The following is a 25,211-nucleotide window of genomic DNA, read 5'->3' as shown; positions in this document are numbered from 1 at the left end:
ATCTCCTGTGATGCGGGGAGGGAACCCGAACATTGATTGCGAACGCTGACTGCGCGCAGCAGCCTCAGATGTCCGGAGTTTCTTTCTGCCGCCGCGGCGTGGGCGCGGTCGCGTGCGGTGACCGCCGGCGCCGACGGCGGGGGGTCAGGCGAGCGAGGTGATGACGAGGGCCGCCAGTGCGGCGCGCCGGACGAGCGCGGAGGCCGAGGCGTACTCGGAGGCCGCGTGGGCTCCGTCACCGACGGCGCCCAGACCGTCGAGGACCGGACTTCCGGCGGCCGCCGCGAAGTTCCCGTCGCTGGCACCACCGACGCTCGCCTCGTCGAGCCTCTCGCCCAGCAGGCCCGCGCAGTCACGGGCCAGGTCCGCGAGAGCGGCGACCCCGGGCTCGCGGGCGAACACGGGCCTGTTCCAGCCGCCGGTCACTTCGACGGCCGTACGGGGATCATGGGGCCGGACCGCCGCCAGGGCGGCGCTGATCCGCTCCTTCTCACCACGCGAGGAGACCCGTACGTCCAGGTCGGCGACCGCCCGGCCGGCGGTGACGTTCGGCCGGGTCCCGCCGCTGACGACACCGACGTTGACACTGGTGCCCGCGGCCAGGTCCCGCAGGCCGGCGAGGTGCAGGATCTGGTGGGCCAGTTCGTCCACGGCGCTGGCGCCGCGGTGGGGGTCGAGTCCGGCGTGGCCCTCCTGGCCGGTGACGGTGATCCGGAAGAGCCCGACTCCCTTGCGGGCGGTCTTGATGGCGCCGCCGTCGGCCGACGCCTCGAACACGAGGGTGGCGCGGCTGCGCCGGGCCTCGGCCATGACGACGTCCTTGGACGCCAGGCTCCCCGTCTCCTCGTCGCCGTTGATCAGCAGCGTGACGCCCGGCCGCGGGAGTCCGAGAGCGTCGAGGGCCTTGAGCGCCCACACCGCCTGGACGAGCCCGGCCTTCATGTCGAAGACGCCCGGGCCCGTGATGCGGTCCCCGTCGCGGTGGTACGGCCGTGCGGCCAGCGTGCCCGCCGGCCACACGGTGTCGTAGTGCCCGAGGAGGAGCAGAGGGCTCTCACCGCTGCCCGCGTACCGCCGGATCAGGATGTCGCCCGCGCCCTGGCGGGCGAGGACCTCCTCCTCACGGTCGGTGCCCAGCCGCTCGTCGAGCCACCCGCGCAGCCACTGCGCGCAGACGGTGAGGAGTTCCTCGTCGTCGCTGGGGCTTTCGAGCCCGGTGCAGGTGGCCAGGTCCGCCTCGATCTCGTCGCGGTGCGCGGTGAGCCAGGAGGAGACGCGCTCGGCCTCCTCGGCGCCGACGGTGGGCGTGGACGGCGGCACCTTCGACCGCACCGGGCCGTCCGCGGCCGGGATCAGGGCGCCGAGGGCGTCCAGACGGTCCTCCGACATGCCCGTGGCGTCCCGTTCCAGTTCGGCCAGGCCCTCCATGACGGCTCGCAGGACGGGTGCGGCGATCCCCCGCCGCGCGGCGTGCGCGAGGACGACCTCGTAGTGGGTCGTCACCTCGACGGGACGCCCGCGCACGGCCAGGTCCCGCCAGATCCCGCTGCGGGTCTTGGGCTGGGTGCGCAGCCATCGGGTGAGGCGCTCGGTCGCGCCGGCCCGGTCGTCGACAGCGGCTCCGGTCCGGAACGCCTCCGGTTCGAAGGCGTCGAACGCCTCCAGGGTGACCCCGAGCGCGTCGGCCACGCTGAACACCTCACCCGCGACGGCGGCCATGACGTCCGGGTGCCGGTCGATGAGGTCGGCCATGGGAGCGTCGGCCAGCGCGGTGGCCGCGAGCATCGCCCCGAAGCCCGCCTTGGCCCAGAGGTATCCCTCCACGTTGTCGCTGGCCAGCGCGGGATCTTCCGTGCCGAGATGGCCGACCAGCGCCCGCACCCGCTCGGAGACCGGCGCGCCGCCCGTCTCCCCCACCACGAGTGCCCCCGCTCCGCCGTCCCGGATCACGCCGGGCTCGACGACGTCGGCGAAGATGTTGACGAAGGCGCCGACCGTACGGTCCGGGCCCACGCGCTCGGCGATGGTGTCCTCGTTGAAGCCGTTCTGCATCGAGACCACGTACCCGTCGGGGGCCAGGCGCGGGGTTATCCAGTCCAGCGCGGCCCCGGTGGCCTGGGCCTTCACCGCCAGCAGGACGACGTGCAGCGGGCCGTCGTGGTCCTCGGGGAGCGTCGCCTCGACGCGGACCACCTCGGGATCGCCACCCTCGTGTGTCAGGACCAGACCGTTCTCACGGATCGCGGCGACGTGGTCGGGATCGGTGTCGACGATACGGACCCGCCGGCCCGCCCGGACCAGGCGGTGGGCGAGGACACCGCCGATGGCTCCTCCTCCGACGACGGTGTGGGTGGTGCCGGTCATGCGGGGTTCCTCTTCTCGTACTCCGGGCGTCCGTCGATCCGGGGCAGGTGCAGGGCTCCGGTGCTCGAGCCGCCGTCGACACGCACGACCTCGCCGGTGATCCAGGAGGCCTCGGGCGTGGACAGCCAGTGGACGGCGTGCGCGATGTCCTCGGGCGTTCCCGACCGCCCCAGGGGATTGGCGGAGATGGCCCGCGCGTACACGGGCGACACCGGGTTGGCCTCGCTCGCGACGGGGACGAAGCCCGGGCTGACGGCGTTGACGCGGATGCCGAGGGCACCGAACTCGAGGGCGGCGGCACGGGTGGCCATCTCCAGGGCCGCCTTGGTCGTGGCGTACGGTCCGCCGCCCGGGCGGGACCGCAGGGCGGATCCGGAGCTGATGTTCACGACCGCGCCGGTGGCTCCCGCGGCGGACACACGCTTCCCGTAAGCGGCCGTGGCCAGCACGGGTGCCCGCAGGTTCAGCGCGAACAGGCGGTCCCACTGCTCGGCCGTGACGTCGAGCATGTCCAGCGAGGGGTACAGGCCGGCCGCGTTGACGAGTACGTCGACGGCTCCCCCGCCCTCCCAGGCCCGCTCGATCAGGTCGTGGGGCGCGGCGGCCTCGGTGAGGTCGGCGGGCACGGCGAGGGCGTCGACGTCGGCGGCGACCCGCCGCAGGGCGGGACCGTCGAGGTCGGAGACGGTCAGGGTGTAGCCGGCGCGGGCGAAGCGTTCGGCGACGGCGCGCCCGATCCCGCCGGCCGCACCGGTGACAACGGCGTGTGGCATCAGTCGAGTTCCTTGTCCTTGGTTTCCGGCATCGTCAGATAGACGGCGAGGGAGATCAGTGAGGCGACGGACAGGTAGAGCCAGAGCCAGTGGCTGAAGTGGTGGTCGTGCATCCACGTGATCACGTAGGGCGCGGTGCCGCCGAACACGGCCACGGCGAGGGCGTACGGGACGGCGATGCCCGTGGCACGGATCTCCGCGGGGAACTGCTCGGCCATGACCACCGCGCAGTTGGCGGAGTAGCCGAGGATGAGGAGCATGCCGGTCAACTGCACCAGGAACAGGCTCAGGAAGCTGTTGTCCAGGAAGTGCAGCAGGGGCCAGCTCAGCACCGCGAACCCGCCGGCGAATCCCGCCATGGTCGGCTTGCGGCCGATCCGGTCGGACAGCCTCCCCGCGAACGGCAGCAGCGTGATGAAGATCAGCAGACAGAGCGTCTGCGACAGCAGCGCCTTGCCCAGTGGGATGCCGGTGGCCAGGTTCGCGTACGTGGGCAGGTAGTTGACCCAGATGTAGTAGGTCAGCGTGCCGGCGACGGTGATGCCTACGACACGCAGGACCGCGCCGGGGTGGCTGGCGAACACCGTCCGCAGCGGGTTGGTCCTGACCCGGCCCGTGGTCCGCGCCTTCTCGAAGGACTGCGTGTCCTCCACGTTCACGCGCAGCCACAGACCGATCAGCCCGAGCAGCCCGCCGATGGCGAAGGCCACGCGCCAGCCCCATGCGTGCAGCGCGTCGTCGCTGAGGGTGTTCGTGGCGACGGTGCCGAGCAGCGAGGCGATCAGCGCGCCGCCACCGACCGACACCTGCTGCCAGGAACCGGCGAACGCCCGGCCCGCGCGGGTGCCCGACTCCACGAGGAACGCCGAGGACGAGCCGAACTCGCCGCCCGCCGAGAAGCCCTGGACCAGTCGCGCCAGCAGGAGGGCGACCGGAGCGGCCAGGCCGATCTGGGTGTAGGTCGGAGTCACGGCGATGGCGAACGAGGCGCCCGCCATCAGACCGACGGTGAGGGTCAGACCCTTCTTGCGGCCGAATCGGTCGGCGTACATCCCGAGCACGGCCGCGCCGGCCGGACGCAGGACGAAGCCCACGGCGAAGATGGCGAGGGTGGAGAGCAGGGCGACCTTCTCGTCACCCGCCGGGAAGAACTGCGAGGAGATGATCTTCGCGAAGATCGCGTACAGGGCCCAGTCGACCCATTCGATGGTGTTGCCGACGGCGCCGGCGGCGATCGCCTTGACCTGCCGGCGGCTGAGCCGCTCGGTCTCCTCGGCCGCCTGCACGGTCGGGACTCTGCTCGCGTTCATGTGCGGTTCTCCGATGTGCGACGGGGCATCTCACGGCGGACCTCTGCGGCGATCTGCGCGTGGGTGGCGTACCAGACCTGCGGGTGGGCCTCGATGTGATCGAGCAGCTCGCGCAGGACGACCATGCGGGAGCGGTGACCGATGACATGGGGGTGGAGGGTGAGCTGGAAGACGCCCCCCTCGTGGTAAGCGGCCTCGAACTCGTCCTTCCATATCTCGAGGACGTCGCGGGGCCGGCTGTGCGGACGCACCGAGCCGTAGCGGTCCATCGTGAAATAGGGGGCGTCGTCCCGGAGCCACTCGACGGGGATCTCCACCAGCCCGGTCGGCTCCCCGTGCGCGAGGATCTCGTAGGGCTCGTCGTCCGCCATGAGCGAGGAGTCATAGGTGAATCCGGCGTCCACGAGCGTGGCCAGCGTCGTCGGCGAGAAGTCCCAGGACGGGGTCCGCACGCCCACCGGGCGCTGACCGGTCAGCCGGGTCAGGGTCTCGACGGACTTCTCGACGAGGGCCCGCTCGTCGGTCTCCGGCAGGAGCATGTTGCGTTCGTGGATCCAGCCGTGCACGGCCACCTCGTGACCGGCGTCGACGTAGGCGCGCGCCTCCTCGGGGTGGAGCAGCGCGGACACGGCCGGCATGAAGAACGTCGCGGGAACGCCGTACTTCTCCAGCATCGCCATGATGCGGGGCACACCGGCCCGTGCTCCGTACTCGCCCTGCGCCAGGCGACCCGGACTGGTCTCACCGTCCCTGAGGGGGATGGTCTCGTGGTCGGGGTCGAAGGAGATGGCCACGGCGACCCGGGCCTGGCCCGGCCACTGCCGAGGGCTCAGGCGCTGTCCGGCGCGGACCGCGTCGACATGCCGACGCCACTCGCTTTCGGGCCAGCGCCAACTGGGTCGCGCGGCGTATTCGGCCGCGTTGCCGGAAGAGTCTTCCGACTGATCTTCCGATGGATGTTCGCATGCGTACGTGGATACGTGTTCTTTCGGTCCGGACATGAATCCCCACTTCCTGAAAATGGGTACGACGATGAACGGCGGGAGCCCGAGGGGGTCTCCACACCGTGACAGCGAGCTGTCAGGACTCGGCGGACGGCGCCGCGGAGAGGACGGACCTCCCGGGTGCCACCATCGGGGTCCAGGCGTGTTTGAGCGTGGCCAGATGAAGGGTGATCTCCGAGGCGATCAGCCCGGGCAATGCCCCGAGAACCTCCCCGGTGTACCGGAACAGATCCGAGCGATGGGGCAGGACGACGTGTCCGACCAGGTTGAACCGCCCGGTGGCGGCGGAGAGCAGCTTCGTCCCGGAGTGCCGGGCGAGCTGCCGGCCCGCCGCGTCGAGGCGGTCCGGCTCGACGGACAGCCAGACCATGAACTCCGCCTCGAAGCCCAGCAGCCCCGGATCGACCAGGGTGCGGAAGTGCAGCACACCGCGGTCGGTCAACCTCTCCAGGGCCCGCGAGACACTGGACTCGGTCCGTCCGAGCTCACGGGCCAGCGCGCTGACCGGCATGCGGCCGTCCGCGCGCAAGGCCCGGGCGACCTCGCGTTCCACCTCGGAGAGCGCCTGTGGCGCCTCGTCCCTGCCCGTTCGCTCGTACGGCGCGGCGAGCGCCGCGGGGCGCAGCGCCTCTCTCGCCTGCGAAGGCAGCAGTCCGGTGTCCCAGTGGGCGGGTGAGGTGAAGCTGCGGATGGCGGCCACACACTCGGTGCCCGTGATCAGATCCGCCCCTGGCAGGTCCGTGTACAGGAGGCGCATCAGCTGATCGTTGTCCTCGGCCACGAAGTCGACGACCAGGTCCGCCGCGCCCGTGACCACGGCCACGAAGCGCACCTGCGGACAGTCGGCCAGCACCCTGGCGAGTTCCAGGCCGCGGCCCGGCCGCGCCTGGACACGGACGAGCATGGAGCAACCGGACGCGGTGCGCTCCAGTTCCAGAGTCGCCACGACGCGGACGAGACCCCGGTCGCGCAACGCCTGAAACCGGCGCTGCACTGTGGTCTCGCTGGCGCCCGCCCAATGCGCGATCGCACTCCAGGGCGCGCGACCGCCCAACTGGAGCGCCGCGATGATGCGCCGGTCCAGATCGTCGATGCCGTGCGAGGGTGAGCCGTGGGACATGGCCGGGAAACTAATCGCCCGGTCCGCGAGGGGTCAACGACGAGATCCTGCACACGCCCCGCCCACCGCCACGTAACCGACTCGCCGGCATTCGCCCGTTCCTACGTATGCGCAGGTCAGAGCCCATCCAGCCGCACTCGGCCCGCGTGGGGGATTTCCTCGATAAGACCCGCAATTTTCTTTCATCACCGATCCGGCAAGGCCATGTTCCCCCGGCCGCGCGATTTCGGGATCGGAATACGGGGACGTAAGAGGGCGCACCGCGGCGAGCTGGAATCCCGGACGCGGGACCGCCCTGTGCCCGTCCGGGAATGGATGAGATCGACCTTCCCGAACGGGAACGACGAAAGACGGGTCGGCTCGTCCGGACGTTGCGGCGCGGGGGCGCGGGCCCGACCGCGGTTCACCCGCGTTCGAGTGCCCGGTGGACGGCCGCCACCACGACGGACCCCTCGCCCACCGAGGACGCGACCCGTTTGACCGACCCCGATCGGACGTCCCCGACGGCGAACACCCCCGGGACGCTGGACTCCAGTCCGGTGGGGCGGCCGCCGTCGGGATAGGCGGAGGTGTCGGACACGTCGCCGCCCACCCGGATGAACCCCTTGCCGTCGGTCTCCAGACAGCCTGTCAGCCATGCCGTGTTGGGTACGGCCCCGAGCATCAGGAAGGCGTTGGTGCTGGGGGTCTCCAGCGACTCCCCCGTCGAGGAGTCCTCCCAGCGCACGCTCTGCAGGTGCCCCTTGCCTCGCAGTTCGACGACCTCGCTCCTCGTGTGCACGGAGATCTTGGACGATGCCTCGATGCGCCTGGACAGATAGCGCGACATCGAGTTGGACAGCGCGGGCCCGCGCACCAGCATGCGCACGTGCGCCGCGACCTGGGACAGGAACACCGCCGCCTGCCCTGCCGAGTTGGCGCCGCCCACCACGAAGATCTCCTCGTCCTGGCAGCACGACCCTTCCAGGGCCGTGGCGGCGTAGTGGATGCCGTTGCCCTCGAACCGTGGCAGTTCGGGAAGGTCGAGGCGCCGGTAGTGGGCGCCGGTGGCCACGATCACCGTACGGGCGGACAGTTCCTCGCCGTCGCTCATGCGGAGGACGAAGGGTGTCCGGTCGCAGTGCAGTCTCTCCACGGTGTACGGCAGGGCGATGCGCGCCCCGAACTTCACCGCCTGGACCTGCGCCCGCGTCGCCAGGTCGTGCCCGCTGATCCCGAGCGGGAATCCCAGGTAGTTCTCGATCATCGAGGAGGTCCCGGCCTGGCCTCCCGGTGCCGTGGCCTCGATGACCACCGTGCTGAGCCCTTCGGAGGCGGCGTAGACGGCGGCGGCCAGGCCGGACGGCCCGGCGCCGACCACCGCCACGTCGACGGTGCCGAGGTCGTCGAGCCGCTCCCTGAGGCCGAGGCATTCGGCGACCTCCGAGATCGTCGGGTTCTGCATGTAGGAGCCGGGCCGGCAGATGACGATCGGCCAGCGCGCATCGGATCGCACGTCGTAGTCCCGGAGCATCTCGACCGCTTCGTCCTCGCCGGGGTCGAGCTGGCGCACCGGATAGTTGATGCGGTCCAGGAAGCCGCGAATCCGCAGCATGTCGCCCGAGTCGGGGGGCCCGGCCAGCAGTACGGTGCCCAGCCCCATCCGCAGGTATCTCAGGCGCCGCAGCATGAACGCCTGCAGAACGAGCTGAGCGATCTTCGGCTCGTTCGCCATCAGAGTCCGCAGCTGGGCGGGCCGGAGGCGGATCACGGTGCAGTCGTCGCGCGTGACCGCCTCCACGAGCGACTTGTTGCGGTGCAGCAGCGACAGTTCCCCGGTGAACTGCCCCCCGGCCAGCACCGCTACCGTCCGGTCTTCAGGCGAGTCACCGGGGCGTCCCTCCTGGTAGACGTCGATCACTCCGTCCAGCACCAGGAAGCAGTCGAAGTCCGTGGTCCCGCGACTGTAGAGGACCCGCCCGCCCTCCAGGGACTCCGTGCTCCCGTAGTCGCTCACACAGCGCACCTGGTCCTGGGACAGCACGGGAAACGCGTCCTCGTCCATACCGGCCGACGCCGGCCTGTCACCGTATTCCATGACGATTGCTCACATTGTTCGCTCGATCCGGACAGCCTTGCCGTGGAACCGCACACGTAAGCCCCCGTAGGTCCCCAGTGTCCTCCCACACGGGCGCACCCGGCATCCCGGGCAAGGAACTGTGTCGGTATTCCTATATCGAGGATTCCGGAAAAGGAAGGGACCGGTGCGCGCCCATTCAATTCCGTGCGGCCCACTCGAACGACAGCGCCAGGGTATTGGACGTCAGCGCCCGGCTCATCTTGCCCCCGACCTCGTGCGGCGTAAGCTTGGGCGGGGGGGCCGGCAGAAGCCGCGACCGGACTGTTTTTCCTCACACCCTCTCCTCCGGAGGAGCAATCTCATGGCTGACGTTCTCTTCGTAATGACCGGCGCGAGCTACTGGACACTGAAGGACGGCCACCGGCATCCGACGGGTTACTGGGCCGAGGAGTTCGTCGCCCCGTACACCGCGTTCACCCAGGCCGGCCACAAGGTCACCGTCGCGACGCCCGGCGGAGTCGTCCCCGTGGTGGACTCCATGAGCCTGCGGCCGAGCATGAACGGCGGCGAGGACGGTGCCCTGCGGATGGAGTCCGCCATCGAGGACGCGGAGGAACTGCGTCGCCCCGTGTCCCTCGACGGAGTCAGCATCGACGACTTCGACGCGGTGTACTACCCGGGCGGACACGGCCCGATGGAGGACCTGTCCTCGGACGAGGACTCGGCTCGGCTGCTGCGCGAGACGCTGGCGTCCGGCAAGCCGCTCGGCATCGTCTGCCACGCCCCGGCAGCGCTCCTCGCCACCCGCGACGAGAACGGGGAAACCCCCTTCGCCGGTTACCGCGTGGCCGGATTCACCAACGAGGAGGAAGCCGGCGTCGGCTTCGCCGACAAGGCCAAGTGGCTGCTGGAGGACGAGCTGAAGAAACTCCCCACGGATTACTCACGCGGCCCCGCGTGGGAGCCGTACACGGTGGTCGACCGCACGCTCTACACCGGACAGAATCCCGCGTCGTCCGGACCCCTGGCCGAGGAAATGCTGAAAATCATGGACTGAGCGGGGCGACAAAAACACGGAAATCCGGAAACCCGTAAAGGAACCGAGTATGGCCCTCGATCATGTACTGAACGAACGTATCGGATTCGGCACGGCACCCCTAGGAAACATGTTCCGTGCCGTCTCGGACGAAGAAGTGTCGGAGACACTCGACGCGGCCTGGAACCAGGGAATCCGCTATTTCGACTCGGCCCCGCTGTACGGAGCCGGACTCGCCGAGATCCGGCTGGGAGAACTGCTGTCGCAGAAACCGCGCGACGAGTTCGTACTGTCCTCGAAAGTCGGCCGGGTGATTCTCGACGAGGTGGAGTCCGGTCAGCGCGATCTGGGCGACAAGGGCGACCTGTTCGCCCATGGACGGCGCAACAAGATCCTGCACGACTGGACGGCCGACGCCACCGAACGCTCCATCGAAGGCAGTCTGGAACGCCTCGGAGTGGACCGGCTGGACATCGTCTGGGTGCACGACATCGCCCAGGACTTCCACGGCGACCTGTGGCTCGGCAAGTTCGAGGAAGCGCGCACGGGCGCCTTCCGTGTGCTGTCCCGCCTCCGGGACGAGGGTGTCATCAAGGCCTGGGGTCTGGGGGTCAACCGCACCGAGCCCATCGAACTCACCCTCGCACTGGACGAGCCCCAGCCCGACGGCTTCCTGCTGGCCGGCCGGTACACCCTCCTGGACCACGCGCACGCCCTGCAACGGCTGCTGCCGACGGCCGAGGAGCAGGACGTCGGCATGGTGGTGGGCGGCCCCTACAGTTCCGGCATCCTCGCGGGCGGCACCAACTTCGAGTACCAGGACGCTCCCCCGGAGATCGTCGCGCGGGTCAAGCGCATCAAGGAGATCGCCGACCGGCACGGCGTCTCGATGAAGGGCGCCGCGCTCCAGTTCTCCCTCGCCCATCCCGTCAGCGACGCGGTCATCCCCGGCGCGACGAAACCCAGCCGCATCACCGAGGACCTCTCCGCGCTGAACGAGGAGATCCCCCTCGACTTCTGGCGGGACCTCCGCGCGGCCGATCTCGTCAGCCCCCTGGCCCCCCTGCCGGGCGGCGCCTGAGCGGCCGGTACCTCCGCCGCTCCACCACCCGCCCGTGCACGCACCGCCCTTCCCGCACCTTGGAGACAGCCCATGGCATCCACATCGGTGAGCCGGATCGTGCCGGCCTCCCCGGACGACGTATGGCGGCTGGTCGGCGGCTTCGGCTCGCTGCCGGACTGGCTCCCCTTCATCCCCTCCAGCACGCTGGAGGACGGCGGTCGTACGCGACGGCTCGGCGACCAGGAGGGGCAGACCATCGTCGAGCGGCTGATCGCGTACGACGACGAGGCGCGTTCGTACAGCTACTCCATCCTCGAAGCGCCCTTCCCGGTCACCGACTACCTCTCCACCCTGCGCGTCTGGGCCGTCGCCGGGAACGACGCGGTGAGCGAGGTGCAGTGGTCCGGGCGCTTCACCCCACGGGACGTCCCGGACGCCGACGTCGTCGCTCTCTTCACCGGGATCTACAGCGACGGCCTGGACTCCCTGCGCTCGGCTCTGGGCTGACGCGGAGGCGGTGCGGACGCGGCGCGGACGGGGCCCTCGATGTCCGCCTGGAGGCGGCGCATGGTGTCGAGGTGGTCGGCCGTCCAGACCATGCGTACGGCCGTCGCCGTGCTCTGTTCCGTGCCCGTCCGCAGATCGCGGCGGACGCTCTCCTGAAGTGCCGCCTCGGCCACCGGCCGGCTGACCGGAGGGCCGGGCGCGGCACCGTCACCCGCCAGCGCCCGGCCCGCGGACTCGAACCACGAGGCGACCGACTCGCAGGACGCGAGGATCTCGCCACCGGCCGTGGCCCGGCCGTCCGCCGGGGCACGGCCCGCGCGCGACCACAGGTCGATGACGGCGTCGGCGGTCAGCCGCATGATGGCGACCGCGTCGACGAGCGCGGCCGCGTCCGCCAGCGGGAGGCGCTTGGCGCCGCGTTCGGCGAGGTATTCGCGGAAGGCGTCGTCGAGCCGCCGGGCGGCGGCCTGCGCGCGCCGCCGGTCCTCGTCGAGGGAGTCCGGGACCGGCCTCCCCGCTCCGTCGCAGCGCGTCATCCCGGTCACGACGGCGCTGCGCAGGTACCGCGCGCCGTCGCAGAAGGACTCGCACAGCACCCGGCGCAGTGCGGCGGCGGCGCCCAGGGGCCAGAACAGCAGACCGACCACCAGGCTGACGGCGCACCCCAGGGCCACGTCCTGGATCCTGACCAGCCCGAGCTGCCAGCCCTCGGGGGCGATGATGCTGAAGAGGACCAGCAGCACGACGGTGAACCCGGCCTGTCCGGCGGTGTACGCCGCGACGGCCGACTCCAGCCCCACGAGGGTGATCGCCACGGGAAGGAGCAGCCACAGGAAGACGGGATGGTCGCCCAGCGCCAGGATGAGCGCCACGCCCACGGCGAAGCCGATCACCGTGCCGGCCAGGGCGCGTTGCACGGTCTGCCCCGTGCTCACGGCGTTGGACCGCAGCACGGCGAGCGTGCCGGAGACCACCCAGAAGGCGTGGTCCAGTCCCGTCAGGTGGGCGATGACGACCGCCAGGCTCAGCGCGGCGCCACCGCGCAGACTGTTGTGGAGCCAGACGGAGTTGCGGCTCAGGTGGGACGCGAGGCGTTCCCGCGCCGAGGACAGCGCGGAGTCGTACCCCGGCGGGCGGCGCCCCAGCAGCCGATGCCGCCAGCTGCGCTGCCGCGCCGTCACGGCGAGGTCGATGTCGCCCGCGATGGCGCGGACGACGAAGCTCATGTTCTGCGCGCGGAAACTGGGCTCCAGCGAACCGAGCAGCGCGTCGGTGGGCCCGGGGCCGGTGGCCGGGACCCATCCGGGGCCGGCCCGGGCCAGTGGAACGGCGGACTGCGTCGGCAGGAGCCCGACCATGGACTCCTCCAGCCTCACCCGGGCCGCTTCGAGCCGGGCGACGAGGGATTCCAGATCGTGCGGCACCGGAGCGTCCGCCTCCAGCCGTGCCGCGCTCTGCTCCAGCAGGTCCGCCGTGGCGAGTTTGACCTCGCACACCACCATCTGGCTCACCGGGTCGTCGTTGCGCGGCGGCTCCTGTTCCAGGACGGAGCCGAGCCAGATCACCTGGTCCACCAGCCGCACCACGGCACGCGCCGACATGGACAGTCCGGTCGGCCGGTACGGCGTGCCGTAGAAGGTCTTGCGCAGTCCGTCGAGGCTCTCCTCCGCCTCCCGGACGGCGTCGCCGAGGGCCTGTTCGTGCGCGGCCGGGTCCGAGACGCAGTCGACCTCGACACGCAGCCTGCGGCCGAGCAGGGCGCAGGCGCGCGCACCGGCGGTGCGCAGCGGCTCGCGCACCGGCACTGGCCACATGAAGGCGACGGCTAGGACGGAGAGCACGCCGCCCAGCGCCCATCCGATGACGCGCTCCGGGATCGCGTCCAGGGGGCCGCCCAGCGTCACCGGCAGGATGTAGGCGAACAGGAGCGATGTGGTGGCGCCGGTCAGGGCGGAGCTGACGATGCCGGAGAACAGGACGCAGAACGCGATCGCGAAGGTCACCGTGCCGGCGAGCCAGGCGGTCCGGCCGGCCAGACTGCCCAGGCAGGTTATGGCCGTGGTGGCGGCGAGCAACGCCGTCTGTGCCGCGACGCGTTCGCGGACCGGGCCGGCGAAGTCGACGAACAGGGTGAGGACCAGTGAGCCGAAGGCGGCGAAGATCGCGACGGCCGGCCGGCCCAGGCCGAGGTAGGTGACGGCGAGCAGCGAGGGTGTCAGGACCGCGGCGCGCAGGGACCGGCGCAGGGCGGACAGCCCCGGGTCGTGGGCGCGCAGCCACGTCGGCACGCCGCTCAGGGCTCGCGTGAGGTCACTCACCGACCCATACCGTCTTGGCGTTCATGAACTCGCGCATCCCGAGGTCGGACAGTTCCCGGCCGTAACCGCTGCGCTTGACCCCGCCGAAGGGGATCTCCGGGTAGCTGGTGGTGTGGCCGTTGATGAAGGCCATGCCGGACTCGACGTCGCGCACGAAGGTGGCGCGTTCCGCCTCGTCCTCGCTCCAGAGGTTGGAACCGAGCCCGTAGGGGTGGCCGTTGGCCTCTCGCAGGGCCTCCTCCAGTGAGGAGACGACGAACACCTGCGCCACGGGGCCGAACACCTCCTCGTGGTACATCCTCATCTCCGGGGTGATGTCCGCCAGGACCGTGGGCGGGTAGTACCAGCCCGGCCGGTCGGGCCGTTCGCCGCCGGCCAGCACGGTCGCGCCCTTGCCGACGGCGTCCGCGACGTAGTCCTCGACGTCCTGCCGCCCGGACTCGGTCGCGAGCGGCCCGATGTCCGTGTCCTGGTCCATGGGGTCGCCCAGGACGAGCGCCCCCATCTTGGCCACGAATCTCTCGACGAACGCGTCGGCGATGTCCTCGTGCACGAAGAAGCGTTTGCCGTTGATGCAGGACTGCCCGTTGTTCAGTGTGCGGGCCGTGACCGCGACGTCCGTGGCCCGCTCGATGTCCGCGGACGGCATGACGATGAAGGGGTCCGAGCCGCCGAGTTCGAGGACGACCTTCTTGATCTCGTCGCCCGCGATGGAGGCCACCGAGCGTCCCGCGGGTTCACTGCCCGTCAGGGTCGCGGCCGCGACGCGCGGGTCCCGCAGCACCTGCTCCACCTTGCCCGACGAGATCAGCAGGGTCTGGAAGACGTCGTCGGGGAAGCCCGCCTCGCGGAACAGCCGCTCCATGTACAGGGCGCACTGCGGCACGTTGGAGGCGTGCTTGAGCAGGCCCACGTTGCCCGCCATCAGCGCGGGGGCGGCGAACCGCATGGCCTGCCAGAGCGGCAGGTTCCACGGCATCACCGCGAGCACGGCGCCGATGGGCTGGTACGTCACGTACGTGCTCCGCGCGCCGACGCTCTCGCCGTCCCCCGCGACATCGCGCAGGAACGCGGGGCCGCGCTCGGCGTAGAAGCGCAGTCCGGCCACGCACTTGGCCACTTCGGCGCGGGCCGCCCGGAGGGTCTTGCCCATCTCCGAGACGATCAGCGCGGCGACCGTGTCCGCCTCGCTCTCCAGACGGTCGGCGGCGGCCCGCAGCCAGGCCGCCCTGTCGTCGATGCTCGTGAGCCGGTACGACTCGGCCGCGGCGGCGGCACGCGCGAGCTTGTCCTCCAGCTGCTCCTCGGTCAGTTCATCGAATCTCTCGAAGACCTCACCCGTGGCTGGATTCGTCGATGCGATGCCCATATCAGCAGCGTACGAGCGGGGGATAATGACAGCAACTCCGGGGGAACTACAGGGAAATTCCGAGAATTCCTGCCGGGAAATGGCACCCGGATTCCATGAACGCGTCGCTGCCGTTCCATTCATTCAGCGCTCGTAGGTGCAGTACATGGTGGCCCGCGCGATCGCGTGGGTGAACAGAAGAAAGTCCATGAGTGCCGGAGTCGTCGTGTCGGACACGTCCAGTTCCTCGACATCGACGGCGTGCACGACGAGGAAATAGCGGTCCGGTCCGTTGCCCGGGGGTGTCGCCGGCCCCAGGTACCTCCGGTGTCCGGCGTCATTGGCCAGGGTGACCGCACCGCCCGGCAGATCGCGTCCGTCTCCGGCACCCGCGGGGAGATCGGTCACGGAGGCGGGCAGATTGGCCACGGCCCAGTGCCAGAAACCCGAGGCGGTGGGCACGTCGGGGTCGAACATGGCGACCGTGAAGCTGCGCGTCTCCTCCGGGAAGCCGGACCAGCTCAGCTGCGGGGAGACGTCCGATCCCCCTGCCCCCAGTATGCCGCTCACGTGCTCGCGGGCCAGCGGCCGGCCGTCGGCCACGGAGCGCGAGGTGAGCGAGAACGACGGAATGGGCGGGTTGTGGTCGTACGGACCGTAAGGCTTGATCACGACAATCCCTCGCATGGATATCAGGGGATCATGACGCCGGGCGGAATCAGGGCCACGCCCGCCACCATGCAACGCTAGGAGCAGCTCAGTCGCTCGGCAATCCGGGCGCCGGGTGAGGCGGTTGACAGAGCAGGTTCAATCTCTCCCCCCCCGCCTTTTGGCGGGGCTTTTTGGCGCGCATATACGATCCCGTATCCGCGCGCCGTCTCCCGGTTGCACGATCAAGAAGAAGTGCCGGATTCTGGTGACGGGGGCCAACGCGGCGGAACGACACAGAGACGTCGGCCGGTCACGCACACCGCTCACACCGAGAGAAAGGTGGCCACCCACATGAACATGCGCGCAGCGCGGATGCACGGGTACAACGAACCGCTTCGGATCGAAGAGGTGCCCGTACCCGAACCGGGGCCGGACGAGATCCTGATCAAAGTCGCCGCGGCCGGTGTGTGCCGCAGCGACTACCAGCTCGTCGACGGCTACTTCAAGGACCCGTTCCCCGTGGACTTCCCCTACATTCCGGGGCACGAGGTCGCGGGTCGCGTGGTCAAGATGGGCAGCGACGTCCCGGACTCGGTCGACTACGCCGTGGGTGACATGGTGGTCGTCAATCCGAGCTGGGGCGACGGCACATGCCGCCAGTGCCGGGAGGGCAACGAACAGCTCTGCAGCGGCAACGGCCGGTGGGTCGGATTCGGCCCGCAGGGCGGGTTCGCCGAGTACATGCCGGTGCAGTTCAACCACGCCATTCCGGTCTCCGAGGAAGCCGCGAAGCAGCCCGAGCTCCTCGCCCCGATGACCGACGCGGGCGTCACTCCGTACCGGGCGATGAAGAAGCTCCGGGACACCGGCAAGGTCGGCCCCGGCCGGGTCGTGGGCGTCACGGGCATCGGCGGTCTCGGCAGCTACGGCATCCAGTACGCGAAGCTGCTCGGTGCCGGCGCGACCGTCGTGGCGCTGGCCCGCTCCGACAACAAGCTCGACGTGGCGAAGGAGAACGGCGCCGACTACGTGATCAACATCCGGGACAAGTCGACCGAGGCCATCCAGAACGAGCTGGAGGACCTGACCGGCAGCCGGACCTTCGACGCCGTCCTGGACTGCGTCGGCAGCGAGCAGTCCATCCCGATGGCGTTCGCCCTGCTCGGCCCCGAGGGTGTCGTCGCGAGCGTCGGGCTGATGAGCCATCATGTGGAGATCGCCCAGTTCCCCTTCGTGGGCACCGAGCGCACCTACATGGGCTCCTTCTGGGCCAACCACGAGAATCTCAGCGAGGTGCTCGCGCTGACCGAGAAGGACCTCGTGAAGCACAACGTCACCAAGGTCAAGCTCGAGGACATCAACGAGCATCTGGAAGCCCTGGGGCGAGGTGACGTGGTCGGCCGCCTGGTCGTCACCTTCGACGACTAGACAGCGGTCCTCCGCAGGACCCCGGTCCTGCGCGCCCTCGGCATCGTCTCGGCAGGCTCATCAGCGTGCCGAGACGACGGGGCGTCGAGGGTCATCCGACGGCGACGAACTCGAGCTGGATGTCGTCGGGGTCGCGGAAGACGAGGGTGGAGTAGGCGAAGGGCTCGGTCTCGTCCCGGATTCCGGTGTGCGCGATGCCCAGCTCGTCCAGCCAGGCCGCCCAGGTCTCCAGGTCCTCGCGGGCGCTCACCTGGAACGAGACATGGTCCAGTCCGGTACGCGCCTCGTCGAACTTCTCCCCTTTGTTGGCGGTGTTGGTGTGCAGGCCGATGACGACGCCGGAGACCGGGGTGACGAGCAGAATTCCGTATCCCGTGTCCTCGGCACCGAGATGCACGAACTTGTGGTCGACCCGGTCGGCGCCGAACAGCTTCTGGTACCAGCCCAGGCTGCTGTCCAGGTCGGCGACGGTGAAGGACAGGTGGTGGACCCCATTGATGGTGGGGGCGGTGTTCTGACTCACTGGAAACCTCCCATGGGCGACAGAGTGGCGAATCCGGTAAGGCGGAAGGAATATGACTTCTTTCTGACCGATTTTCAAACTACTCGCAGGGGAAGTGAGCAGCAACCGGCGTATTCGCTCCGCCCGGTTGTGCGGCAGCCGAGATGAGGCTCAGGTGATCGACCGTCATGGCAGCGGGACGGATTTCCGTTCCGCCATACATCTCTCCGCGCAGCAGATCGACCGCACGGAGCACATTGTCCGGGCCTGGGAGGGAGGCCCCCTCTCCCATCTGGCGCGTCTGGCCATCCCGGAGCCGGACGCGCGCAACGGGTTCCGGTTCCTGGCCGACGGCCACCATTTCGATGACCTGCTGTCCATCAGGGCCTACTGCGACTCCCTGACCGGTATCTCGGGAGCCGACCGCGAACAGGACCCGGTCGTGGCGGACTTGGTGACCGCCGGGGAGATCCTGTTCCGGAGCGAGCGGGCGTCGCACACGGTCACACCGGGCCGCATCTGTGTACGGGACACCAGGGCGTCCTGGGAATTCGTCTGCGCGCCCGCGACCCGCGTACGCGTGGTGAGAGTGCCCAGAGACCTCGTGTTCCCGCGCACCGCTTCCCCGGGAACGATGAACGAGGCTTACGTCGCGGACGTCAGAACACCGGAAGTACGCTTCCTGCTGAACTTCCTGGAAGCGGTCGAGAAAAGCAGCGAGGACCTGGCCCGCTCGGCCGCGGCCCAGGCCCTCGCGCTCAATGCGTGTACCGCCATCTTCTCGGGCATGCTCTGCGCCAGGCCCGAGACCGCTGTACATGATTTTCCCGATGCCACCATGGCGGCGGCCAGAAACTTCGTCCAGAAGAATCTCGACAGCGGTGATCTGTCTCCCGCCATGGTGGCTCAGGCCGTCGGAGTGTCGCTCCGCACCTTGCAGCGCTCATTCGCCGATTCGAACGACACGGTCATGGCTTTCGTCCGCCGTCAGCGACTGCAGCGCGCGCACGCGGACCTCCTGCGGCTGGGCAGTGCCGCGAGGATCTCCGAGATCGCCGCGCGCTGGCAGTTCTCGGACGCCAGCCATTTCATCCGGCACTTCAAGTCCTCTTACGGAAGCACTCCGGCCGCGTACCTGCGGAACCTCAGAGGAACTTCTTGAAGAACGGCACCAGGGCGTCCAGGGCGATCTTGACCGGCTCGGGCTGGTCGTACAGGTCGTAGTGGGAGAAGCCTTCCGCGACGACCAGCTCCTTGCCCTTGGAGGCCGCGCGGCGGTAGATCTCCAGGCCGTCCCGGTAGGCGCCGAACGCGCCGGCCCCCGACCCTGAGAAAGCCGGTGCGCAGTACCTGAGAGGGATGGGGGTCATAGGGGGTACGGGCGGCACCCCTCGCCGGACGCCGGCCCTCTCACGCCAATGCCTCGAAGTCCACCTCCCGGGGCTGGAGTGGCTGTTCGGACCAGATGGCCTTGCCGCGGTGGCCGTAGCGGCTGCCCCATCGGGTGGAGAGCTGGGCGACGAGGAAGAGTCCGCGCCCGCCCTCGTCGCTCCAGACCGCCCGCCTCAGCCGGGGCTGGGTGTTGCTGGGGTCGGTGACCTCGCAGACCAGGACGTCGTCGCGGATCAGCCGGAGTCCCACCGGGGCCCCGGCGTGGCACACGGCGTTCGTGACCAGTTCGCTGACGATCAGTTCGGTGGTGAACGCCAGCTCCTCCAGTCCCCAGGCGGTGAGCTGCTCCCGGGCGGCCCGGCGGGCGTCGGCCACGACGGCCTCGTCGGCACCGAACTCCCAGTGGGCGATGGCCTCGTCGGGGATGGCGCGGGCCCGGGCGAGCAGCAGCGCGATGTCGTCGCGGGGCGGGTTCTGGCCGAGGTCCGCCCCCAGCAGCCGGCCGGCGTCCGCCACGCTCCGGCCGGGCCCGCACGAGGTGGCGACCCGCTGGGTGAGCCAGCGCAGCCCCGCGTTCAGATCGCCGTCGTACTGCTCCAGGAGCCCGTTGGTGTACAGCGCGAGGACGCTGTCGGGCTCCACGTCCGCGGTGACGGTCTCGAAGGGCATGCCGCCCACGCCGAGCGGCGGCCCCGGTGTGAAGCGGAGCACCCGTGAGGTGCCGTCGGGGCGGACCACGACGGGCGGCGGATGTCCCGCCCCGGCCGCGGAGCAGCGGCGGGCGACGGGATCGTAGACGACGTACAGGCAGGTGGCGCCCTCCGGATTGCCCCACTCGGAGTCCCGGCCGAGCCGGCGGACCAGGTCGTCGAGGTGGGTGAGGAGTTCGGAGGGGTCGAGTTCCAGGTCGGCGAGGGTGCGGACGGCGGAGCGCAGGCCGCCCATCGCAGCGGTGGCGTTCAGCCCGTGTCCGGCGACGTCCCCGGCGACGAGGGCGACCCGGAAGGAGGGCAGCACGATCACGTCGTACCAGTCGCCGCTGATCTCGGCGCCGCCGCCCGCCGGGAGGTAGATGCCCGCGGTCTCGGCTGCCGGGCTCTCCGTGGTGGCGGGGGGCAGCAGCCGCCGCTGGAGGGTGAGCGCCGTGCGGCGTTCGCGGGTGTAGCGGCGCGCGTTGTCGACACCGAGCGCGGCCCGCGAGGCGATCTCCGCGAGCAGTTCGGCGTCCTCCGGCTCGAAGGGCTCGCGGTCACCGGTGCGCCACACGGTGACGGAGCCGAGCACCAGTCCGCGCGCGAACAGCGGAGCCCACAGGCCGGAGTGGCCGTGTTCCGGCACGAAGCGGTGCGCCGGCGTCGGATCGCCGAGGACGCTCGCCACGGTGTCCGGGTCCAGCAGGACCGGCCGGCCGCGCCGGATGTCGCCCAGCTCGGCCGAGTACGGCAGCCGCGGGATCGGCTCGCCGGGCTGGAAGAGGGTGCTGGTGCCGTCCTCGGGGGCCACGGTGATGCGCCGCAGGTGCAGATCCTCCCCGCCGCGGGTGCCGGGCGGTTCGTCGGTGCCGAGCACGGCGTCGGCGAGGTCGGCCCAGCCGACGTCCCCGAGGTCGGGGACGAGGACGTCCATCAGGTCGCGCGCGGTGCGGGTGACGTCGAGGGAGCCCCCGATCCGGTCGGCGGCGGTGTGCAGCAGGTCGAGCCTGCGGCGGACCCGCTGCTGTTCCGGGGTGTCTGCGAACAAGGTGACGACACCGGCGGGGGCGCCGGTGTCGTCCTCGACGCGGAAGGCGCACAGGGACAGGAGCTGGAACCGGTCGCCGTCCCCGGCGGAGCGCGTGTACAGCGTCCTGCCGATCAGCGGCTCGCCGGTCTCCAGCACCCGGCGCAGCCCTTCCTCCACGGACTTGGCGTCCCGCAGGGTCGCCACGTCCGTCAGTCGGCTGCCCCGCGGCAGGGCGGCTCCGCCGAACATCCGGGGCGTGATGGTGGTCCACACGACGGTGAGATCCACGTCGTGCATGCCGACGCCGATGCGGTCCTGCGACAGCAGGGCGCGCAGCACGTTGGCGTCGGCCTGCCAGCGGCTCACGCGATGGGCGGGGGCGGCCAGCACCAGGGCTTCCGCGTCGGGCTCGGTGCCGAGGACGCGGTAGCTGACGGCGACCGCGCGCCCGGTCCGGTGGCGGAGCAGGGCGGAGCCGTCGGCCGGGAGGGCGCCGTCGTCGCCGGTGTCCGGGCAGTCGCGGGCGAGCAGCTCACGCACGGGGCGCCCGCACACCTCCTCGGCGGTACGGCCCACCAGGTCCGCGGCCGCCTGCGACCAGCGCAGCACGGTGCCCCGTTCGTCGAGGACCGCGGTCGCCACACCGGCGAACGAGAACACGTACTGCCCGGCACCGGCGCTGCTCCCGCCCATACCGCTCCTCCGGCTCGGCGCCCCCGCGTTCTTCCCACCGTACGTCCAGGGAGGTGGGGGCGCTTTCGCGGTACGCCGCAGGCGTGCGGCGCCGACGATCGGGCGCCGTGCCGGGCAAGATCCGGCTCCGGACGCCGGCCACGTGTGTTCAACACCTTGCTCCGACGCACTCGTCGCAGCCCTTTTCGGCATCAACTCTTGACGGCCCAGGTCTGGACCTTTAGGTTCCCGTTCGCCACAGCTTCATGAATACAAACGCTGTTCATGTACCTGAACGGCTTGCCCCCCACTGACGGCCTCCCTCGAAAGGCTGTGAACCCCATGCCCAGATCCGCCCTGCGCGGCGTGCTCGCTGCCGCACTGCTCACGGCGTCGGCCTCCGCGCTGACCGTGACTCCGGCCGCCGCGGCCACCGGCACCATCACCGGACTCGGCGGCAAGTGCCTCGACGTGGCGGGAGCCGACTCCGCCAACGGCACGGCCGTCCAGCTCTACGACTGCAACGGCACCAACGCCCAGCAGTGGACGGTCGGAACCGACGGCACGGTCCGCGCGCTCGGCAAGTGCCTCGACGTCACTGGAAGTTCAACGGCCAACGGGGCCAGGCTCCAGCTGTGGGACTGCTCCGGCGGTGCCAACCAGCAGTGGACCGTCTCCGCGGCCCGCGACCTCGTCGGCCGGCAGTCCGGCAAGTGCGCGGACGTCACCGGCAACACCTCCGCCAACGGCACGCCCGTCCAGATCTGGAGCTGCACCGGCGCGGCCAACCAGAAGTGGACCGCGCCCACCGGCGGCGGCACTCCTCCCGCCGCGGCGCCGATGGCCGTCGCCCCGTACCTCTACAACGGCTGGGGCAGCCCGCCCAATCCGACCACGATCATGAACGCCACCGGCGTCAAGTGGTTCACGCTCGCCTTCGTCCTCAGCAACGGCACCTGCAACCCGCAGTGGGACGGCGGCCGTCCACTGACCGGCGGCATCGACCAGCAGACGATCAACACCGTGCGGGGCGCGGGCGGGGACGTCATCCCCTCGTTCGGCGGCTACAGCGGCAACAAGCTGGAGAGCTCCTGCACCAGCGCCTCGGCACTGGCCGGCGCGTACCAGAAGGTCATCGACGCCTACCGGCTCAAGGCCATCGACATCGACCTCGAGGCCGACGCGTACAGCAACGCCACCGTGCAGCAGCGCACCGTGGACGCGCTCAAGACGGTCAAGGCGAACAACCCCGGCATCAAGGTGTACGTCACCATCGGCACCGGGCAGTCCGGGCCCGACACGAGCCTGATCAAGAAGGCCGCCAACTCCGGCCTCACCGTGGACAGCTGGACCATCATGCCGTTCGACTTCGGCGGTGCGGGACAGAACATGGGGACGCTCACCACCAGGGCGGCCGAGGGGCTGAAGAACGCCCTCAAGAGCGCCTACGGATACAGCGACGACCAGGCGTACCGCGGCATGGGCATCTCGTCCATGAACGGGATCACCGACGACAACGAGACCGTCACCCCCGCCGACTTCCAGACCATCCTCGGCTACGCGCAGCAGCACCACCTCGCCCGCCTCACGTTCTGGTCGGCCAACCGCGACCGGCCCTGCCCCGGCGGCTACCCCAACGACGACACGTGCTCGGGTGTGGCCCAGAGCGCCTGGCAGTTCACCGGCATCTTCGCCAAGTACACCGGCTGACGGCCCGCCCCCACAGGAGACTTACGTGTTCAGAGCTCTCACCGTGGCCGCGCTCGTGGCCACGACCGCGGCCGGACTCCCGTCGGCCGCGCCGACGCCGACGCAGTTACAGACGACGGCGGGCGCGAGGACCGCGGCGGCCGCGGCGATCCCGACCGGCCCCACCACCGTGATCAACAAGGGCAGTGGCAAGTGCGTCGACGCCCGCGCGGCCGCCAGCGGCGACGGCACCGCCGTCCAGCAGTACGCCTGCAACGCCAGTGCCGCCCAGACCTGGCAGCTCGCCGCCACCAGCGACGGCTACTACCGCGTCGGCAGCGGCCTCGACGCCACCAAGGTCTGGGACGTCACCGACGTGTCCACCGCCGACTCGGCCGCCGTCCAGCTGTGGACGTACTCCGACGGCGCCAACCAGCAGTGGCGGCCCGTCGCCGAGGCAGACGGCGCCTACCACTTCGTCAACCGCAACAGTGGCAAGTGCCTGGACGTCCCCGGCGCCTCCGCCGCCGACAGCGTGCAACTCGCCCAGTACACCTGCAACGGCACGGCCGCGCAGTCCTTCACACTGGGCGGCGGCACGACGAACCCGCCGGGCACCCCGGACTTCGGCCCGAACGTGACGGTGTTCGACCCCTCGATGCCGGCCGCCACCGTCCAGTCCAAGCTGAACTCGGTCTTCGCCCGGCAGCAGACCGACCAGTTCGGCGCGGCCCGCCAGGCCCTGCTGTTCAAGCCCGGGACCTACAGCGCCGACGCCAACGTCGGCTTCTACACCCAGGTCGCCGGGCTCGGCCTCTCCCCCGACGACGTGACCATCAACGGCGCCGTGCACGCGGAGGCCGACTGGTTCCAGGGCAACGCCACGCAGAACTTCTGGCGCTCCGCCGAGAACCTCTCGGTCAACCCGACCGGCGGCACGGACCGCTGGGCCGTCTCGCAGGCCGCCCCGTACCGGCGCATGCACGTACGCGGCAACCTCGCGCTCGACGACGGCGGCTGGTCCAGCGGCGGGTTCATCTCCGACACCAAGGTCGACGGACAGATCCGCTCCGGCTCCCAGCAGCAGTTCCTCACCCGCAACTCCCAGATGGGCAGCTGGTCGGGGTCCAACTGGAACATGGTCTTCGTCGGCGACCAGGGCGCGCCCGCGCAGTCCTTCCCGACGTACACCAACGTCGCGAGCAGCCCGACGATCCGCGAGAAGCCCTTCCTGTACGTGGACGCGGCCGGCGCCTACAAGGTGTTCGTGCCCGCGCTGCGGGCGAACGCGGTCGGCACGACCTGGAGCGGCAGGACGCCCGCGGGCACGTCGCTGCCGCTCGACCAGTTCTTCGTCGTCAAGCCCGGCGCCACCGCGGCCGACCTGAACGCGGCTCTCGCGGCCGGCAAGAACCTGCTGGTCACCCCCGGTGTCTACCACCTCGACCAGACGCTGAACATCACGCGCCCCGACACGGTCGTCCTCGGCATGGGCCTGGCCACCTTCGTGCCGGACGGCGGGATCACCGCGATCAGCACCGCCGACGTGGACGGCATCCAGCTGGCCGGCCTGCTGATCGACGCGGGCACCACCAACTCCCGGACGCTCGTGCGGATCGGCCCGGACGGCGCGACCGCCGGCCATGCCGCCGACCCCGTCCAGCTGTCCGACTTCTTCGTCCGGATCGGCGGCGCCACCGTCGGGAAGGCGACGAACTCGCTGGTCGTCAACAGCGCGAACACGGTCATCGACCACACCTGGATCTGGCGGGCCGACCACGGCAACAACGGCACGGTCGGCTGGACCACCAACACCGCCGACACCGGGCTCGTCGTCAACGGCGCCGACGTCACCGCGTACGGCCTGTTCGTCGAGCACTTCCAGAAGACCCAGGTCCTCTGGAACGGCAACGGCGGCAGGACGTACTTCTTCCAGAACGAGATGCCCTACGACCCGCCCAACCAGGCCGCCTGGATGAACGGCGGAGGCAAGGGCTACCCCGCCTACAAGGTCGCCGACTCCGTCACCCGGCATGAGGCGTGGGGACTGGGCAGCTACTGCTACTTCAGCACCAACCCCGGCGTCGTCGCGGACCGCGCCTTCGAGGTGCCGAACACCTCCGGGGTCAGGTTCCACGACATGGTGACCGTCTCGCTGGGCGGCACCGGGACCATCAGCCACGTCATCAACAACACCGGAGGACCGTCCAACTCCGCCAGCAACGTCGCCTACCTGACCACCTACCCGTAGAC

The 25,211-nt window shown here is 70.4% G+C and carries 19 protein-coding genes; 7 read left to right on the top strand and 12 right to left on the bottom strand.

Annotation, left to right across the window (positions count from 1 at the left end; translation table 11 throughout):
- Positions 1-144 precede the first annotated feature (144 nt).
- The 6 genes from ABZ898_RS17840 to ABZ898_RS17815 all read right to left on the bottom strand — a co-directional run bounded on the left by ABZ898_RS17840 (position 145) and on the right by ABZ898_RS17815 (position 8,648).
- A complete protein-coding gene (locus tag ABZ898_RS17840) occupies positions 145-2,364 on the bottom strand; it encodes a M20/M25/M40 family metallo-hydrolase (protein WP_361659119.1) in 2,220 nt (739 codons plus the stop codon).
- The gene (locus ABZ898_RS17835; protein ID WP_361659116.1) at positions 2,361-3,137 is read right to left on the bottom strand and encodes an SDR family oxidoreductase; all 777 of its coding nucleotides are present in this window, start codon (positions 3,135-3,137) and stop codon (positions 2,361-2,363) included. Before ABZ898_RS17835 ends, ABZ898_RS17840 begins: the two co-directional genes overlap by 4 nt.
- Positions 3,137-4,447 (bottom strand): MFS transporter, encoded by a 1,311-nt coding sequence (locus tag ABZ898_RS17830; RefSeq protein ID WP_361659113.1) that lies wholly within the window; start codon positions 4,445-4,447, stop codon positions 3,137-3,139. The genes ABZ898_RS17835 and ABZ898_RS17830 overlap by 1 nt, the downstream gene beginning before the upstream one ends.
- Positions 4,444-5,241 (bottom strand): polysaccharide deacetylase, encoded by a 798-nt coding sequence (locus ABZ898_RS17825; protein WP_361659111.1) that lies wholly within the window; start codon positions 5,239-5,241, stop codon positions 4,444-4,446. Before ABZ898_RS17825 ends, ABZ898_RS17830 begins: the two co-directional genes overlap by 4 nt.
- Before the next feature lie 286 nt (positions 5,242-5,527).
- Positions 5,528-6,571 (bottom strand): Lrp/AsnC family transcriptional regulator, encoded by a 1,044-nt coding sequence (locus ABZ898_RS17820; protein ID WP_361659109.1) that lies wholly within the window; start codon positions 6,569-6,571, stop codon positions 5,528-5,530.
- Between the two features lie 403 nt (positions 6,572-6,974).
- Positions 6,975-8,648, bottom strand: a complete 1,674-nt coding sequence (locus tag ABZ898_RS17815) for an FAD-dependent oxidoreductase (protein WP_361659106.1) — start codon at positions 8,646-8,648, stop codon at positions 6,975-6,977.
- Between the two features lie 343 nt (positions 8,649-8,991).
- Here ABZ898_RS17815 and ABZ898_RS17810 point away from each other — a divergent pair, with 343 nt between their 5' ends.
- From ABZ898_RS17810 to ABZ898_RS17800, 3 genes are all read left to right on the top strand, one after another.
- Positions 8,992-9,687: a type 1 glutamine amidotransferase domain-containing protein gene (locus ABZ898_RS17810; RefSeq protein WP_361659103.1), complete on the top strand. Its 696-nt coding sequence runs from the start codon at positions 8,992-8,994 to the stop codon at positions 9,685-9,687.
- Positions 9,688-9,736: 49 nt separating this feature from the next.
- Positions 9,737-10,747, top strand: coding sequence for an aldo/keto reductase (locus ABZ898_RS17805; protein ID WP_361659100.1), 1,011 nt, complete (start codon positions 9,737-9,739; stop codon positions 10,745-10,747).
- Positions 10,748-10,819: 72 nt separating this feature from the next.
- On the top strand, positions 10,820-11,236 hold the full coding sequence (locus ABZ898_RS17800; RefSeq protein WP_361659097.1) for an SRPBCC family protein: 417 nt from the start codon (positions 10,820-10,822) through the stop codon (positions 11,234-11,236).
- Here ABZ898_RS17800 and ABZ898_RS17795 read toward each other — a convergent pair.
- The 3 genes from ABZ898_RS17795 to ABZ898_RS17785 all read right to left on the bottom strand — a co-directional run bounded on the left by ABZ898_RS17795 (position 11,194) and on the right by ABZ898_RS17785 (position 15,574).
- Entirely contained in the window at positions 11,194-13,554 is a 2,361-nt protein-coding gene (locus ABZ898_RS17795) for an FUSC family protein (protein WP_361659094.1), read from the bottom strand. The genes ABZ898_RS17800 and ABZ898_RS17795 overlap by 43 nt on opposite strands.
- Positions 13,547-14,923, bottom strand: a complete 1,377-nt coding sequence (locus ABZ898_RS17790; RefSeq protein WP_361659091.1) for an NADP-dependent succinic semialdehyde dehydrogenase — start codon at positions 14,921-14,923, stop codon at positions 13,547-13,549. The genes ABZ898_RS17795 and ABZ898_RS17790 overlap by 8 nt, the downstream gene beginning before the upstream one ends.
- Before the next feature lie 123 nt (positions 14,924-15,046).
- Positions 15,047-15,574 (bottom strand): YbhB/YbcL family Raf kinase inhibitor-like protein, encoded by a 528-nt coding sequence (locus ABZ898_RS17785; RefSeq protein WP_361659088.1) that lies wholly within the window; start codon positions 15,572-15,574, stop codon positions 15,047-15,049.
- Positions 15,575-15,904: 330 nt separating this feature from the next.
- On the opposite strand from ABZ898_RS17785, the gene ABZ898_RS17780 reads away from it, so the two are divergent.
- Positions 15,905-16,981, top strand: a complete 1,077-nt coding sequence (locus ABZ898_RS17780) for an NAD(P)-dependent alcohol dehydrogenase (RefSeq protein ID WP_361659085.1) — start codon at positions 15,905-15,907, stop codon at positions 16,979-16,981.
- Between the two features lie 91 nt (positions 16,982-17,072).
- Here the strand turns inward: ABZ898_RS17780 and ABZ898_RS17775 are convergent, their stop codons facing one another.
- Positions 17,073-17,504 (bottom strand): VOC family protein, encoded by a 432-nt coding sequence (locus ABZ898_RS17775; protein ID WP_361659083.1) that lies wholly within the window; start codon positions 17,502-17,504, stop codon positions 17,073-17,075.
- A 94-nt stretch (positions 17,505-17,598) separates the two neighbouring features.
- Between ABZ898_RS17775 and ABZ898_RS17770 the strand changes: the two genes are divergently transcribed.
- Positions 17,599-18,645 carry a helix-turn-helix transcriptional regulator gene (locus ABZ898_RS17770; RefSeq protein WP_361659080.1) on the top strand — a complete coding sequence of 349 codons (1,047 nt, stop codon included), beginning with the start codon at positions 17,599-17,601 and terminating at the stop codon, positions 18,643-18,645.
- Here the strand turns inward: ABZ898_RS17770 and ABZ898_RS17765 are convergent.
- Together ABZ898_RS17765 and ABZ898_RS17760 are read right to left on the bottom strand one after the other, a co-directional pair.
- Positions 18,629-18,853, bottom strand: coding sequence for an alpha/beta hydrolase (locus ABZ898_RS17765; RefSeq protein ID WP_361659077.1), 225 nt, complete (start codon positions 18,851-18,853; stop codon positions 18,629-18,631). The two genes, ABZ898_RS17770 and ABZ898_RS17765, sit on opposite strands and share 17 nt — an antisense overlap.
- 40 nt (positions 18,854-18,893) lie before the next feature.
- The gene (locus ABZ898_RS17760; protein WP_361659074.1) at positions 18,894-21,290 is read right to left on the bottom strand and encodes a SpoIIE family protein phosphatase; all 2,397 of its coding nucleotides are present in this window, start codon (positions 21,288-21,290) and stop codon (positions 18,894-18,896) included.
- 321 nt (positions 21,291-21,611) lie between these two features.
- Between ABZ898_RS17760 and ABZ898_RS17755 the strand changes: the two genes are divergently transcribed.
- Together ABZ898_RS17755 and ABZ898_RS17750 are read left to right on the top strand one after the other, a co-directional pair.
- Positions 21,612-22,979: a lectin gene (locus ABZ898_RS17755; protein WP_361659071.1), complete on the top strand. Its 1,368-nt coding sequence runs from the start codon at positions 21,612-21,614 to the stop codon at positions 22,977-22,979.
- A 25-nt stretch (positions 22,980-23,004) separates the two neighbouring features.
- Positions 23,005-25,209 carry an RICIN domain-containing protein gene (locus tag ABZ898_RS17750; protein WP_361659068.1) on the top strand — a complete coding sequence of 735 codons (2,205 nt, stop codon included), beginning with the start codon at positions 23,005-23,007 and terminating at the stop codon, positions 25,207-25,209.
- Positions 25,210-25,211: the final 2 nt, after the last annotated feature.

This window comes from Streptomyces sp. NPDC046860 (assembly GCF_040645115.1).
In the GTDB taxonomy this organism is placed as follows: Bacteria; Actinomycetota; Actinomycetes; order Streptomycetales; family Streptomycetaceae; genus Streptomyces.
The sequence above is the reverse complement of the archived record's forward strand: the minus strand, read 5'-3'. Positions and strand labels throughout refer to the sequence as shown.

What these genes read in the sequence shown, in the direction of transcription:
- ABZ898_RS17840 (WP_361659119.1), bottom strand. Translation starts at nt 2,364, where the DNA reads ATGACCGGCACCACCCACACCGTCGTCGGAGGAGGAGCCATCGGCGGT.
- ABZ898_RS17835 (WP_361659116.1), bottom strand. Translation starts at nt 3,137, where the DNA reads ATGCCACACGCCGTTGTCACCGGTGCGGCCGGCGGGATCGGGCGCGCC.
- ABZ898_RS17830 (WP_361659113.1), bottom strand. Translation starts at nt 4,447, where the DNA reads ATGAACGCGAGCAGAGTCCCGACCGTGCAGGCGGCCGAGGAGACCGAG.
- ABZ898_RS17820 (WP_361659109.1), bottom strand. Translation starts at nt 6,571, where the DNA reads ATGTCCCACGGCTCACCCTCGCACGGCATCGACGATCTGGACCGGCGC.
- ABZ898_RS17815 (WP_361659106.1), bottom strand. Translation starts at nt 8,648, where the DNA reads ATGGAATACGGTGACAGGCCGGCGTCGGCCGGTATGGACGAGGACGCG.
- ABZ898_RS17810 (WP_361659103.1), top strand. Translation starts at nt 8,992, where the DNA reads ATGGCTGACGTTCTCTTCGTAATGACCGGCGCGAGCTACTGGACACTG.
- ABZ898_RS17805 (WP_361659100.1), top strand. Translation starts at nt 9,737, where the DNA reads ATGGCCCTCGATCATGTACTGAACGAACGTATCGGATTCGGCACGGCA.
- ABZ898_RS17800 (WP_361659097.1), top strand. Translation starts at nt 10,820, where the DNA reads ATGGCATCCACATCGGTGAGCCGGATCGTGCCGGCCTCCCCGGACGAC.
- ABZ898_RS17790 (WP_361659091.1), bottom strand. Translation starts at nt 14,923, where the DNA reads ATGGGCATCGCATCGACGAATCCAGCCACGGGTGAGGTCTTCGAGAGA.
- ABZ898_RS17780 (WP_361659085.1), top strand. Translation starts at nt 15,905, where the DNA reads ATGAACATGCGCGCAGCGCGGATGCACGGGTACAACGAACCGCTTCGG.
- ABZ898_RS17765 (WP_361659077.1), bottom strand. Translation starts at nt 18,853, where the DNA reads ATGACCCCCATCCCTCTCAGGTACTGCGCACCGGCTTTCTCAGGGTCG.
- ABZ898_RS17760 (WP_361659074.1), bottom strand. Translation starts at nt 21,290, where the DNA reads ATGGGCGGGAGCAGCGCCGGTGCCGGGCAGTACGTGTTCTCGTTCGCC.
- ABZ898_RS17755 (WP_361659071.1), top strand. Translation starts at nt 21,612, where the DNA reads ATGCCCAGATCCGCCCTGCGCGGCGTGCTCGCTGCCGCACTGCTCACG.